The 15,210-nt window shown below is 33.9% G+C and carries 13 protein-coding genes; all 13 read left to right on the top strand.

Annotated features, from left to right (window positions below; translation table 11 throughout):
- The first annotated feature begins 131 nt into the window (after positions 1-131).
- The 13 genes from LQV47_RS00065 to LQV47_RS00005 all read left to right on the top strand — a co-directional run bounded on the left by LQV47_RS00065 (position 132) and on the right by LQV47_RS00005 (position 14,583).
- On the top strand, positions 132-1,202 hold the full coding sequence (locus LQV47_RS00065; RefSeq protein WP_230032399.1) for a formimidoylglutamase: 1,071 nt from the start codon (positions 132-134) through the stop codon (positions 1,200-1,202).
- Between the two features lie 3 nt (positions 1,203-1,205).
- Entirely contained in the window at positions 1,206-2,207 is a 1,002-nt protein-coding gene (locus LQV47_RS00060) for a glycosyltransferase family 2 protein (protein WP_230032394.1), read from the top strand.
- Between the two features lie 111 nt (positions 2,208-2,318).
- The gene (locus LQV47_RS00055) at positions 2,319-3,437 is read left to right on the top strand and encodes an MraY family glycosyltransferase (RefSeq protein ID WP_230032389.1); all 1,119 of its coding nucleotides are present in this window, start codon (positions 2,319-2,321) and stop codon (positions 3,435-3,437) included.
- Between the two features lie 35 nt (positions 3,438-3,472).
- Complete coding sequence (locus LQV47_RS00050; RefSeq protein WP_230032387.1) at positions 3,473-4,348, top strand: polysaccharide biosynthesis/export family protein; 876 nt, start codon at positions 3,473-3,475, stop codon at positions 4,346-4,348.
- A 4-nt stretch (positions 4,349-4,352) separates the two neighbouring features.
- A complete protein-coding gene (locus LQV47_RS00045; RefSeq protein WP_230032384.1) occupies positions 4,353-6,860 on the top strand; it encodes a polysaccharide biosynthesis tyrosine autokinase in 2,508 nt (835 codons plus the stop codon).
- 213 nt (positions 6,861-7,073) lie between these two features.
- Complete coding sequence (locus LQV47_RS00040) at positions 7,074-7,964, top strand: DUF6089 family protein (RefSeq protein ID WP_230032383.1); 891 nt, start codon at positions 7,074-7,076, stop codon at positions 7,962-7,964.
- Positions 7,965-7,969: 5 nt separating this feature from the next.
- Entirely contained in the window at positions 7,970-8,719 is a 750-nt protein-coding gene (locus tag LQV47_RS00035; protein ID WP_230032382.1) for an isoprenyl transferase, read from the top strand.
- A gap of 28 nt (positions 8,720-8,747) precedes the next feature.
- Entirely contained in the window at positions 8,748-11,291 is a 2,544-nt protein-coding gene (locus tag LQV47_RS00030) for a POTRA domain-containing protein (protein WP_230032381.1), read from the top strand.
- A gap of 8 nt (positions 11,292-11,299) precedes the next feature.
- Complete coding sequence (locus LQV47_RS00025; RefSeq protein WP_230032380.1) at positions 11,300-11,854, top strand: OmpH family outer membrane protein; 555 nt, start codon at positions 11,300-11,302, stop codon at positions 11,852-11,854.
- 66 nt (positions 11,855-11,920) lie between these two features.
- Positions 11,921-12,424 (top strand): OmpH family outer membrane protein, encoded by a 504-nt coding sequence (locus LQV47_RS00020; protein ID WP_230032378.1) that lies wholly within the window; start codon positions 11,921-11,923, stop codon positions 12,422-12,424.
- A 70-nt stretch (positions 12,425-12,494) separates the two neighbouring features.
- A complete protein-coding gene (locus LQV47_RS00015; RefSeq protein ID WP_084087138.1) occupies positions 12,495-12,980 on the top strand; it encodes an acyl-CoA thioesterase in 486 nt (161 codons plus the stop codon).
- A 41-nt stretch (positions 12,981-13,021) separates the two neighbouring features.
- A complete protein-coding gene (gene rfbD / locus LQV47_RS00010) occupies positions 13,022-13,885 on the top strand; it encodes a dTDP-4-dehydrorhamnose reductase (RefSeq protein WP_230032375.1) in 864 nt (287 codons plus the stop codon).
- Positions 13,886-13,896: 11 nt separating this feature from the next.
- A complete protein-coding gene (locus tag LQV47_RS00005) occupies positions 13,897-14,583 on the top strand; it encodes a hypothetical protein (RefSeq protein WP_230032374.1) in 687 nt (228 codons plus the stop codon).
- Positions 14,584-15,210 lie beyond the last annotated feature (627 nt).

Raw genomic sequence — 15,210 nt, 5'->3', positions numbered from 1 at the left:
TAACAAATAGTGTTACCGGCTTTTTTTATGAATAAATGCAGCGTAGAGGTAAGGAGTTGCTGTGGTTTTTTGTATGTTTGTTATATAAAGCAATTAGTAAATTATCACCTTATCAAATTTTTTTAATTAATATGGATTTTGGAGACTTTATCATTTCACCAAGAAATTTCAAAACAGAAACCTGGCAGATTGGAAGTCGGATTACAAAAGATATAAAAGAGGACAGTATTGTACTTTTATTTGTATCGGATTACAGAGGTGCCGGTGGAGAAGCAGAAGTACAGGACTTTACAGCAGTCAGAAAGGAATTCTATAAGCTTTCTCAGCTTGATTTTGAAATCCCTATTGTAGATCTTGGAGATTTGGTCTCAGGGAAATCTGTTCAGGATACCCATTATATTTTGCAGGAAGTTTTGTCGGCCTGCCATTATAAAAGAGCTATTCCTGTAATTATTGGTGGCTCCAACGACTTTGCCTTTTCCTTATTTTCAGCATTAAATTTTCATCAGAAAAGTCTCAATTTTACTCAGATCAGTAATATGATCTCTCTTAAGCAAGGAGAAGAAATTAATGAGCATACTTTTTTAAGCAAAATTTTTGGAGCCAAGAATTTTTCTATTAAAAATTATCACCATTTAGGATACCAGAAACATTTAAATGAAATAGACTCTGTCCGATTGATTAAGGAAGTAGAGTTTGATATTGTCCGTTTGGCTGAAATGATGAATTCTACTGAGAAAACGGAACCTTTCTTCAGAAGAGCAGATCTTGTAACAGTAAATTGCGATGCTATTGAAAGTTTCAGTGAGCCTTTTTCTATGAATCCTCAGGTGAATGGGTTGAACAGAAGAGAAATTTGTGCCTATATGAAAGAAATAGGACTGAGTGAACATCTGAAATCTGTAGGAATATTTAATTATAATATCTATTCTGAAAACCAACTGAATCACCAGCTATTAGCTCAAATGCTCTGGTACCTCGCAGAAGGTATTAATATTCAAAGGTCTCATCCGAAAGAAAGACACTACGAAATATTCTATGTGTTGGTTGACGACAGACAGTACACTTTCAAACGGGATACTTTCAGTAACCTGTGGTATTTTGGCGAAGACGAGGATATAGAAAACTGTATTCCGTGCTCCCGAAAAGATTTTGATGATGCCAAAAAGGGCTGGTTGAATGCAAGGCTGACGAAAATTTAATGTATGATAAATAGCCCTTCAAAAGTTTCAGTCATTGTTCCTGTATATAATGTCGAAAAGTATTTGGCAAAATGTCTTGACTCTTTGGTTAATCAGACTCTTCAAAATATTGAAATTCTTGTTGTGAATGATGGTAGTACAGACCGTTCTGAAGATATCATTAAAGAATATTCTCAAAAATATCCCGAGAAAATTAAAGCTTTCACCAAAGAAAATGGTGGGTTAAGTGATGCCCGGAACTTCGGAATTGACAGAGCTACGGGTGATTATATCGGGTTTGTAGACAGTGATGACTATGTTACAGAAAAAATGTTTGAAGAAATGCTTCTGCTGGCGGAAAAACATCAGACTCAAATGGTGATCTGCAATATTCAAAAGGTGGATCAACATGGAGCAATTACCCAGAAACTCACTCAAATGCCTAATATGCCTGAGAAAATAGACCTTGAAAAAAACTTCTCTGTCTTTTCTGATATCAGCTATTTTGCTTGTAACAAATTGTTTAAAAAAGAACTCTTTCATCAGAAAAGATTTAAGAAAGGGATACATTTTGAAGATATTCAGCTTATTCCACAGTTGCTGCTGGAATGCAGTACTATTGCTCAGACTCAGAATTACCATTATCAGTACCTTGAACGTACGGACTCCATTACAAAGACCCATACTGAAAAAGGACTTGATATGCTGAAAGCAGTAGCAGATGTTGAAAATACTTTTAATGAATCCCAGTACACCCATAAAAGAAAAGAACTGAAAAATTTTCAGATTTTTGAAGGAGTGTATTCGTTTCTGGCGTATCTCGCATTCGTTAAAAAAGATGAAGTGTTTTATGAAATGGCTGAACAGCTGGGGTTTTTTATAAAAGAAAGACAGATAAAAATTCAAGATATATTGAACTATAATCGTTTTGGTAAGAATTATCTTTTATCTTTGCCAGTGAAAAAAAAGATTTTTTATCTGTTATTTTTTGCAGGGCAGAAGAAACTGATAAGAAAATTAATGTAAACACAAGTGTAAGTACTATTGTTTCGGATAATAGCATTATGATGTAGATGATTCGTTATATCTATGTGATGATTTTTCAAACGAGGCATGTGTAACTGAATAAGAAAAAAAATGAAAAATTTTGAATTGTTCTTAAGCGGATCGGGAATACCTATTTTCTATGTGAAGATAGGATTGGGTTTTATATTTTCCTTTTTAATCACTTTTTTTTCTATACCTACCATTGTAAAGATTTCAAGAAGAAAGAATCTGATGGATGAGCCTGGAATAAGAAGCTCACACCTCAGAAAAATTCCCAACCTTGGAGGTATAGCTATCTTCTATTCCATAGGAATCTGTGCTTCTATTTTTGCCTACGAGCTGTTTGATCTCTATAAGTTCTTATTTGCATCATTAATTATCCTGCTATATGTAGGAGTAATGGATGATATTGTGGTAATGAGAGCGTATAAAAAACTTGTAGCACAGATCATAGTATCTTCATTAGTGGTTATCGGCTCAGATATCAGAATCAGAAGTCTGTTTGGAATATTTGGAGTATATGAACTGAGTTACTTCATAAGTGTTGTATTTAGTATTATTACTTTCATTATTCTTATCAATGCCTTTAATCTGATAGATGGTATAGACGGGCTTGCGGGCGGATATTCCGTGATTTGCAGTGCCTTGTTCGGAATAAGCTATTACAGATTGGGGGAATACAATTATCCACTAGTTATTTTATCTGTTGTCATTATAGGAACTGTTTTGGCATTTCTGTATTATAATCTGTCAAACTATAGGACCAACAAAGTATTTATGGGGGATACAGGCTCCATGCTGCTGGGCTTTTTACTGGCATTTACTTCCATTTGTTTTATTGATATTTTTATTGATAAAAAACTGGCAGATGTACCAAGATACCACTTACAATCAGCACCTGTTGTGGCTGTTGCTATTTTGATCCTGCCTATTGTAGATACGTTAAATGTAATTATGATAAGACTTTACAATAAAAAGTCACCCTTTGATGCAGATAAAAACCATATTCACCATAAGCTACTAAAACTTGACCTTACCCACAGGAGATCAACCTTCTATATCATTCTTTACTATCTGATGATTGTAGGAATTGCTTATTATCTAAGACATATGAATGTAAATCTACTGCTATTGGTTATTATTTCATTGGGCTTTTTGGGAGCTTATTTACCGGATTTATTGTATCGGTTAAGAAATAACAAAAATTAACAATTTAATCTTTACTTTTGTAAACATATTTTAACATGATGAAGAACTTTAAGTATTTATTTTTAATATTACCCTTTTTAATTACTTCCTGCATCACAACAAAGGATGTGCGATATTTACAGCCAAGTGAGAGTCTTGTCATAAACGAAGAAGGTCTTGTTCCCTACAATATCCCTGTTTATAGGATTACTAAAAATGATATCCTCAATTTAAACATCGTTACCACCCCTAAAGGAGATGCTGCCCAGTTTTATTCTGCCTATAATGCATCCGGAGGAGTAGGTATTCCCGTTTTGAATAATGCCAGTTCCGGAGCAGGAAGAGCCAGCGGAGGAACTGGAGAAGGTTCCAGTTTTGGAGGAAATACAAGCTTTTATTTTAACGGTTTGAAAGTAGATTCTAATGGAGATATCAATGTTTTTGGAGCAGGCTATATAAAAGCTGAAGGAAGAACATTGGATGATATAAGCAAAGAAATTCAAGGAAAAGTAAATGAAAACTTTCAGGATGGTAAATCTGAAGTAAGATTAAATACGAACGGAATTACCTACTATATTCTTGGAGATGTAGAAACTACCGGTATTTCAGGGGAAAAAGTGGCTCATAAAAATACAATGACCATTACCGAAGCCTTAGCTATAAATGGTGGACTGAACAGAACAATTGACCGGAAAAATGTTGTAATTCATAGAAAATTACCGGAAGGAATTAAAATTGCTAAAATAGACCTTACCCGGGAAGATCTTATGAATTCCCCTTTTTATTATGTGCAGAACGGAGATGAAATTTATCTTAACACCAGAAAGAAAAGCCTGAACGGATTTGGAAAAGATCCTATTCAGACCTTACTTACCAGTGTGACGGCAATTACAACGGCACTTACTTTATATACAATCCTACAAAAACTTTAATCCTATGATTCCAGGAAAAGACAATACAGTAGGGAAAAATGACTCCTCAAAAGAAAAGTATGGGGTGTTTGCATTATTTGATATTGAACATTTTGTAAGAAGAGTATTTAAAAACTGGTATTGGTTTGTGCTTATGCTGTTTATTGGTTATGCCGTTTCTTGGGTATACAGTAAATATTATGCACAGAATATATTTGCCTCAGATATTTCTTTAAGTACCTCAAACAATACTGCCAGCTTTTTACAGCCCACTCAGGCAAGTCAGTCTATTAATTTTATCTGGGGACAAAATGGCAATCAGGACGGAATATTTTTAAAGAAGATGCTTTTATCGAGATCTCACAACGAGTTTCTGGTAAAAGAACTGGATCTTTTTGTTAATTATTCTACCAAAGGACTTATAAAGTCTACCTATTTGGATAAGGATGACTCTCCTGTATTTCTTGAAATTGATAAAAAACATCTTCAGCAGACCCATTACCCAATTACACTAATCCCAAAAGGAAATGGAACATATGAAGTCGTTCTTCCGGAAGAAGGAGAATCTACGAACTTATACAGCTATGAAGCGGAAAACTTTCAGGCAGTTAGACCTTACACCAGACCTGCTAATAAGATTATTAGGATAAATGAATGGTATAATTCTCCTAACTTAAGATTTAAGCTGGTTCAAAACTCGGTAACCCCTAAAATCAAATTTGAGAATATTATTATTAATCTGAATACTGTCAATGAAAGCGTTAATGATATTGTTTCTACAATTTCTGTAGATTTCGATAAGGAGATCAGTACGATAATGGTTATTGTAAAAAAAGGGTACAACCTGAACAGTACAGTAAACTTTCTTAATAAATCTGTAGCTGAACTTCAAAAGAAAAGACTCGCTGATAAAAATATAGTAAATAAAAACACGGAAATTTATCTGCAGGGAAATTTAAGTAATATAAGAAAGAAGCTAGATTCCAGTGCTTCAGTGCTGAATTATTTAAAAACATCAGAGAAACTTTATAATATTAAAGACAGGGATGAGAAGTCTCTGGATAAGATAAAAGAACTTGAAGCACGAAAGGCTGATCTGGTAAGTAAAATAAGTTCACTGAATACGATTAAGAATACCCTTCAGTCTCAGGATTTCGACAAAATGATCGGAACGAACGCTGCAGGCTTCGAAGATGGTATGTTCTCTGCATCGGTTACCGAATTGAAGGCTTTGTATGCCAAAAGATCAGAAATGGCTTTGATTTATAAAGCGAATTCTGAACCCATGAAAGAAATTAACAGGCTTATTAATGAGTCAAGAATGGGTGCTTCAAATAGTCTGAGAAATTATTATACTAAATATTATGATGAGATCAATAAAATTGATCGGGAAGTCTCGGACGCCAATTCAGACCTTGCTTTATATCCTGAAAAAGAAAGAAAATATCTGGATGCAGAACGCGGGTATAATATGATAGAATCTACATATAACAGTCTTTTAGGAAGGCAGAATGATACCCAGATGAGAATGGCAACCAATCAGTCTGATATCACGGTTATTGACCCTGCCAAAAATTTAGGGCAAAACCCTATCGCACCTAATATAAAGCTGGCCAAGATTATTATTATGTTGGGAATGTTACTCCTTCCTTTCTTATTTATTTTAATCGGAGAACTTCTTGACAATAAGGTTAGAAATATCAAAGAACTATTAAGTGCAACAAAAATTCCGCTACTAGGTGTTATAGGAAACAACAATAACGAAAATATGCTTACTGTTTTGGAACAACCAAAGTCATCTGTTTCAGAGGCATTTAGAGGAATAAGAGCGAGTATTAGATTCTTAATGAATAACGATAATGAAGAAGAAAAAGGAAAAGTAATACTGGTGACTTCTTCCATTGGTGGAGAAGGAAAAACCTACGTTTCTATCAATTTAGCTTCTGTGATTGGATTGAGTGATAAGAAAGCAATTCTGTTAGGGATGGACCTTAGAAAACCAAAGATCTTTGGAGATTTTAAAATTGATAATAAATATGGTATTTCAAATTATCTGACAGGAGAAGTAGAAATAGACCAGATTATTAATAAAACCAGAATTCCGAATTTAGATGTAGCAACCTCTGGACCTATCCCGCCAAATCCTTCTGAACTTTTAATGAGCCAGAGAAACATTAAGTTTTTGGAAGAGCTCAAAGAAAAATATGATTTCATTATTATAGATTCTCCGCCAGTGGGTCTGGTAGCAGATTCTTATGAATTAATGAAATATTCTGATGCCAATATCTATGTCGTTCGTCATGAGTATACTGAGAAATATATGCTTAAAATGATTACTGATAAGTACCATAATAATGAAATTAATCATTTAGGACTTATTTATAATGATTATAACACAAAACAAGGTTACGGTTATGGCTATGGCTACGGTTATGGCTATGGTTACGGTTATTTTGATGAAGATAAAAATTATAAAGAACCATTACTAATCAGGATAAGGAATAAAGTACAGACAATGTTTAATAAAAAATAGAGCTTTAAACCCTCATATAATGGGGGTTTTTCTATATATTATGTATTTTCAATCTGTGAAAAAAAGAATATTTTTGCCACTTTATCGTTTACTTTATAACAAATTATGTTTTTTTGTTTATTTTTAACTAAACATTAAGATTATCATTAATATAAAAATGTTTTATATTTGCAAAAATTAAATTTTAAAATAACCATAAATCCATATTCTTTTATGAATAAAAAATTATTGTTTAGCTTCCTTGCTCTCCTTGGAGTAGTAAGTGTTAAGGCACAAAGAAACGAATTGGGAGTTCGTCTAGGTATGAGTAACCTAGTGGGAGATGTAGGAAGTACGAATTATATTTTACAAAAGCCGTTGGATTTAAATAAAGTTTCAGATTGGGGATTCCCATTTTATGGAGGATTATTATATAGATTTAATTTTAATCCGCACCAGACTGTTAGATTGGATTTAGGGTATAACCAGATTCAGTTTAGCGACAAGGTTGCGAAAGAAGAATACAGAAAAAATAGAAACTCATTTGGAAAGAATAATGTGTATGGAGCAAGCTTAATGTTTGAATACAACTTTTTTCCAATAAATAACGAGCAGATAAGCATGGTAAGTCCATATATTTTCGGAGGTATCGGAGCTTTAATGTTTGATGCTCCCAAGGCTACTCTTATCAATGATTTCAGAAGAGATGCTGATGGGGTAGCACAAGCGCCTATCAATGAATTGGACTTTAAAACTTCCACCGAGTATTCATTAGGAAAAAAAGTGACAATGCATATTCCTTTTGGTGTTGGTTTGAAATATAAATTTAACCATTCATGGGCTATATTTGCAGAAGCAACATTTAGATATACATTGACAGATCAGCTGGATCACAGCAAAGTTCTGCCTAAAGATATCAAAGCTTCTTATAATGCAGATATTTTAGACCCTACCACCGGAGGTTCATTATTGCAGTCAGGAAACTATTATGCTGTTGCTAAAGAAAGAGAAGAGGAGTTTATTAAAAAAAGAAATATTGGAGATGATAAATCTAATGATTGGATGAATACTTTCAGTTTAGGACTGACGTTTTCATTCGGAAGACCTCCATGTTATTGTGAGTAATTAATATGTCGTTGATTAAAGATAAAATAAATTCTGAGAATTTACCGAAACACGTGGCTATCATTATGGATGGCAATGGAAGATGGGCAAAATCTCGTGGTGAAGAAAGAACTTTCGGCCACAAAAATGCCATTAATGCTGTAAGAAATGCCATTAATGCATGTAATGAGATCAATATTCCCTATTTAACTCTTTATACGTTCTCTTCAGAAAACTGGAGCCGTCCTACTGAAGAAGTAAATAGCCTTATGAATCTATTGGTAGAGACTCTACTGCTTGAGGCAGAAGAGATCTTCAGTAAAGGATTAAGGATGCATGTTATAGGGAATATAGAGAAACTGCCTCCATTAGTAAGAGAACAATTGCTGCGTGTGGTAGAACTTACAAAAGAAAACACAAAAGGAAACTTAGTATTGGCTATAAGCTATGGCTCACAAAACGAAATTTTGAATGCCATAAAAAATATAAGTTCTGATGTAAAAGAAGGAAAAATAGAGGTAGAGAATATTGATGAAAATTTATTCGAAAACTATCTGTATACAAAAGACTTTCCTCCTGTAGATTTGCTGATAAGAACCAGTGGAGAAATAAGAATAAGTAATTTTCTTCTTTGGCAGATTGCCTATGCAGAATTACAATTTTTAAATGTTCTATGGCCGGATTTTACCAAAGATATCTTCTTTCAGTGTATTGTAGATTACCAAAACAAAGAAAGAAGATACGGATTAACCGGTGAGCAACTAACAGGCCAATAAAATTTTAAGAAAAGAAAGACTCGATAAAATGAAGTTTAGACTATTACCCATCATTATGTTTGCTGCTTCTGCGCATTTTTATGGACAAGTAACTCCACAGGATAGCACAAAAGTAAACAATGCTGTGCATGCAGAAAGTGAAGTAGGTACTTATACACTTAAAGACATTGTTGTAGATGGGGTAAAAAAATATACACCAGCTCAAATCTTACGATTTACAGGATTATCCAAAGGAGAAAGTGTAGACATTCCAGGACAAAAAATCAGCAATGCTGTTAAAAAGCTATGGGATACACAATCTTTTTCCGAAGTGGAAGTTTATGTTCAAAGTATTGAAGGGCAAACTGTAATTCTTAGATTCTATCTGGAAGACCTTAAAGAACTTGGAGAAGTAAAATTCAAAGGGAAAGGAATAGGTAAATCTAAAAGTGAAAAACTTGCTAAAGATAACAATCTGAAGCCGGGAACAAAGATTACTCAGAACTTAATCTCAAGCCTTAAGACAAACATTCCGAAAGACTACATTAAAAAAGGTTTTGCTGATGCTAAAATCAACATTGAAGATAAAGTTAATGCAGGAGATCCTGCGTTAGTAGACTGGACGATCATTGTGGATAAAGGTAAGAGAATAAAAATTGACCATATTGAATTTGAAGGCAACGAAAGTATTACAGACAGTAAACTTAGAAATAAAGCCTTCAAAGAAACAAAACAAAAACGTTTTGGTATCGGTGGAATTTTGAAATCTTCAAAATTCATCGAAGATAAATACCAGGAAGACAAACGTGGACTGATCAATTATTATAACTCCTTAGGATACAGAGATGCGAAAATTGTTTCAGATTCTGTATGGAGAAATAAGAGAAATAATTACGAAATCAATGTAAAGTTGAATGAAGGTAAAAAGTATTATATCGGGGATGTTACATTCACCGGAAATACCGTATACCCTACAGATTATTTACAGAGATTATTAGGATATAAGAAGGGAGATATTTACGATGCCGTAGGATTCAACAAAAAAGTTGGAGAAGATGGTGGTAAAGAAGATGATTCAGATATTAAATCTGTATACATGAATAATGGGTACCTTTTTTCCAATGTAACACCAATAGAAAAGTCCGTAACAAGAAATGCCGTTAATCTTGAAATAAGAATTAATGAAGGAGAACAGGCGACATGGAATAAAGTAACATGGCAAGGAAATACGACAACCCATGACCACGTTATCCTAAGAGCTTTAAGAACAAGACCTGGAGATCTTTTCAAAAAGACAGAAATTAAAAGAACTTATTTTGATCTTGCCGGGATGTCTTTCTTTGATCCACAACAGATCGGACAGGACATTCAGCCAAATCAGATAGATAATACAGTAGATGTTAACTGGAAGCTTGTAGAAAAAGGATCTTCTCAGGTTCAGCTGCAGGCCGGATATGGGGGTAACAGCTTTATCGGTACTTTAGGATTGACGTTTAATAACTTCTCCCTAAAGAATTTCCTTAAATTTAAAGACTTTAAACCAGTACCTCAGGGGGACGGACAGACATTATCTATCCAAATGCAGGCAGGGCAGTATTTCCAAAACTATGGTATTTCATTTACTGAACCATGGTTATTCGGAACAAGACCAACTGCACTTTCTGTAAGTTTAAATAACTCAAGAGTAAAATATAGTGATGCTGTTGGAGGCTCACAGAAATTAAATATCTTCTCGGCAACTGTCGGATTAAACAGATATTTGAACTGGCCTGATGATTACTTCTCATTGTATACAGGTATTCAGTTCCAAAAGTATAACTTCAGTAATTATCCTTTCCAGTTTGGAGATACTACAGAATATTATGGAGATGCTAATAACTTTAGTATCAATGTAGGTTTGAGCAGAAATTCAGCGGGTATTGACCCTATTTTCCCTACAATGGGTTCTAATATCGAGCTTTCTGCAAAACTGACCCCCCCATATTCATTGTTTGGTAATAAAGATTATTCTACAATGGCTGCTATTGATAAATATAAGTGGATGGAATTCTATAAAATTAAATTCAAGGCAGATGTATATAATGAAATTGCCGGGAAGTTGGTTTTAAGGTCTTCTGCTGAAATGGGGTTCATGGATGGCTACAACAGTAATTTAGGAGCCCCGCCATTTGAAAGATTTTATATGGGAGGAACCGGTCTTTTCGGAGGTAGATATGACGGTAGAGAATTAATCCCTTTAAGAGGGTATGAAAATGCTTCTACTTATGGAGGAGATGCTTCTCAGGGAGATATCACTCCAAAAGGAGGGGGAACCATCTATAACAGATTTACTTTAGAATTGAGATATCCGATTTCAATGAATCAGACAGCTAAGATTTACGCATTGACGTTTGCTGAAGGAGGTAATGTCTGGAATTCTTGGGGAAATTATAACCCTTTTCAGCTGAAGAGATCAGTAGGAGTAGGAGTAAGGGTTTATATGGGAGCATTTGGATTGATTGGATTTGACTTCGCTTATGGATTTGATAAGACAATTTCCGGAACAGACCCATCAGGCTGGAAGACTCACTTCTTGATGAACCAATCATTATAATTATAAATATGAAAAACTTTAAAGTAACTTTCACATTCGTACTGCTTTTATTGTTCGGGTTTAATAATGCCCAGAAAATAGGAGTAGTAGATACTGATTATATTTTAAATAAATTACCTCAGTATAAAGAAGCCGAAGCAAGATTAAACTCACAGATCGATACTTGGCAGTCAGAACTTCAGAATCTGCAATCAGAGTATGAAAGAAAGAAATCTGCATTTGAAAGTGAAAAAGTATTATTGATAGGAGATCAGTTAAAGCTAAGAGAAAAAGAAGTAGTAGATCTTGATAAGAATGTTAAAACAACTACCAGTCTTCGTTTTGGTGCCAATGGTGAGATTACGAAACTGAGAACAAATCTTGTTTTACCGTTTCAGGATCAGATATGGAATGCCATTAAAACAATGTCTGAGAAAAATGGTTTGGGCATAGTTCTTGATAAAAGCAATAACATTAGTGTTATTTTTCTCCAGAAAAAATATGATTTTACAGACAAGGTCTTAGACATTTTGTTGAAAGGAACTGATAAGAAAGAAAAATCGAATAGCAAAAATAAAAAGTAATTATCAAATTAACTTTTGCTTAAATTTAAAGTCTAAAAACAAATTAAATTATTTATTATACCAGTTATGAAAAAATTAAGTGTATTATTTGCAGCAGTAATGATGGTTGTATCGGTAGGTATGGCAAAAGCTCAAAAAATTGCTACTTTAGATGTGATGGGAGTTCTTAATGCAATGCCTGAAAAGAAAAAAGCAGATGCTGATATCAAAACATTCTTAGATACTAAACAAGCTGAGATTAAGAAAAAAGCTGATGCAGGACAGGTAAAACTAAAGCAGTATACTGAAGAAGCGCCTAAGAAAACTGCAGAAGAAAACAAAGCTAGAGAAGGTGAATTACAAAAAATTCAGGAAGAAATAGCTCAAATGCAGGACAAAGCTCAAAAAGATCTACAGGCAAAACAAGATGTTGCTTTCGCACCTATTGAGAAAAAACTAAACGATGCAGTAGAAAAAGTAGCTAAAGCTAGTGGATATGATTATATCATGGATGCAAATTCGGCAGCATTTGTTTACAAAGCAGGACCAGATGCTACTGCAGCTGTAAAGAAAGAATTGGGAATTCAATAATTTCTGCGAATTAACAAAGATTTATAAAACTAACCGCCTCTTTTAGAGGTGGTTTTTTTATTTTTGCGGAATGGAAAAAGAAGTATCAACCACGGTTAAAGTTAGATTTAGTGATTGTGACCCGATCGGACATTTGAATAATGTAAAATATCTGGACTATATGTTCAATGCAAGAGAGGATCATGTAGAAACATTTTATGGATTTACCTATGAGGAATATACTAAACAGACTGGCTGTACTTGGATCGCAATTCAAAATGAAATTGCCTATTTAAAAGAAGTAAGATACAATACCCAGGTCGTAATAAGCAGTAAAACAATAGAAATACAGGATAGGACAGCCAAAGTAGAAATTCTGATGAAAAGCTTGGACGAAAAGACTGTTCATGCAGTGCTTTGGGTAACGGTTATTTATTTCAATATTAAAACCAGAAAGTCGGAAATTCATCCTGAAGATATCAAAGAAACATTCCATAAGTTTTATGTAGATTTAGAACAGAAAGACTTTCAGCCAAGAGTTAAATTCCTGAGATCTCAAAACGCAAGAAACTCTTAAAGTTGAAAGCCAATCTTTATCAATTTAAAATAATAATATAAATGAAGAAAATACTAGTAATAGGAAGCAATGGACAGTTAGGAAACTGCATTAGAAAAATTGCTCCCGATTTTGAAAATACATATGAATTCTTATTTACAGATTCAAAAACCTTAGATATTACAAACGAAGAGCAGGTTAATGACTTTTTTTACGATAACAAGCCAGATTATTGCATCAACGCTTCAGCTTATACAGCTGTAGACCTGGCAGAAAAAGAGAAAGAAAAAGCATTTGCTGTAAATGCTGAAGGAGTTGCCCATCTTGCTCAGGCTTGTACAGACTATAAAAGTATCCTAATTCATGTCTCTACAGACTATGTCTTTGATGGAGATACAAATCTTGCCTATTCAGAAGATGATTTTACAAGTCCTATAGGAGTATATGGACAATCAAAAAGAAAAGGAGAAGAGCTTGCTTTGGAAATTAATCCCCAAACTATTATTTTAAGAACATCATGGTTGTATTCGGAGTTTAATAAAAACTTTGTTAAGACTATGCTGAATCTATTCTCTCAAAAAGATGAGCTGGGAATAGTTGCCGATCAGTTCGGGCAGCCAACCAATGCCAATGATCTTGCTGAAGCAATAATGAGCATTATTGAATCTTCGGTAAAAACGTTTGGTATTTTCCACTTTTCAAACTATCCGGAAACAACATGGTTTGAATTTGCTAAAAAAATTGCTGAGTTTTCAAAATCGTCAGTAAAACTAAATCCTCTGACAACAGAGCAATATCCAACCCCGGCAAAACGACCGGTCAGAAGTACCATGTCATTAGATAAAATAGAAGAGATCTACAATATAGAAGCTAAACATTGGGAAAATAGCCTGGAAGAATGTGTAAGCATACTTTCACAACAATAATTATACAGCATATGAAAAATCTAGCAATCGTCTTTTCAGTATTATGCTTCCAGTTTTGGAATGCACAAAATGTTTACCTGATTAAAGTAGAAAAAACAAATGATAACCAGGATAAATTTCTATACAGGAAAGATGATACCATATCAGAAACAATTTATCTGGGAGAAATAGAAGTTCAGGGATTTTCAAAAGATGACGCTGGAATTTTTTCATTAGTATATAAAAAAGCAAAAGAAATCGGAGCCAATACATTTGCACTAAAACCATTTGAAAATGTCGATGGAACTCCCCAGCCCTTTAATGTAGCAAACTATAAAATCGGACTCTATTATACACCCAAAGAAAAATTAGTAGGAAAGGACGGTATGGTATATGTATTTGCCTCTTCAGAAAAAGCACAGAAAATAAGCGTTAATCAGAAAGACTATACCTTACAGCCCCGGACATTTATAAAAGTAAAAATTGTTCCCGGAGAAATCTATACTGTTTCAACAAAAAAACTTTTAGGCTCTACTATAAAAGTTCAGCCAAAAGATAATAAGGATAATATGTATTTTCAGATTTCATCTTTGAAAGTTAAATCAGATACTTCCGGAAATGGTGGCTTGAATCTTAAATCCGGAGATGTTCATGGTTTGGAAAAATCCTATGCCGAGTTTCTGAGCCTTATCTATAAAGATGATACACCATTAAAATAAGGATATCCTATTTTATTCCTGTTTTTAAATACCAGATGCCCAAAATTTATATTTTGTTTAAAACTTTTCACCTTACCTTCCAGCGTGTTAAGATAAAAAATGAACGTAATATGAATTTAGTGTTACATAAACTTGTTTGGTATAGGTAAGTTGGCTTACCTTTGCCGCACTGAAAAACGAAAGAAGATCAGTAAGCGCAGAAGAGCTTTTAGATAAGCATAAAACGGTATACTCGAAAAGAAAATAAGTCTAAAAAAAGACTTTGGGAATTTTTAGAAATAAAAGTTGCGGAAGTAAAAAAGATTTGTATCTTTGCAGTCCCAATACGGGAGCGCAGGAGTATAGAAGATTAAGGGTTATAGAAGGAGTTAAGGTTAGTAAATAAACTTTAAATTTTCTTTCAAAAACATTTGGTCATTACGAAATAAAGTTTTACTTTTGCACTCGCAAATATGGAGCGCCACTGACAGAGAGAGTGTTTCATTATAAAGCGAAAGAAAAAAGATCATTGACATACAATATAACAACCAAGTAAGGAAAAACTAAAGCGTCAAAACTTTGAGTGAGTCAGACAAACATACAATGGAGAGTTTGATCCTGGCTCAGGATGAACGCTAGCGGGAGGCC

The sequence above is a fragment of the Chryseobacterium sp. Bi04 genome (genome assembly GCF_918698085.1).
In the GTDB taxonomy this organism is placed as follows: Bacteria; Bacteroidota; Bacteroidia; order Flavobacteriales; family Weeksellaceae; genus Chryseobacterium.
The sequence above is the reverse complement of the archived record's forward strand: the minus strand, read 5'-3'. Positions and strand labels throughout refer to the sequence as shown.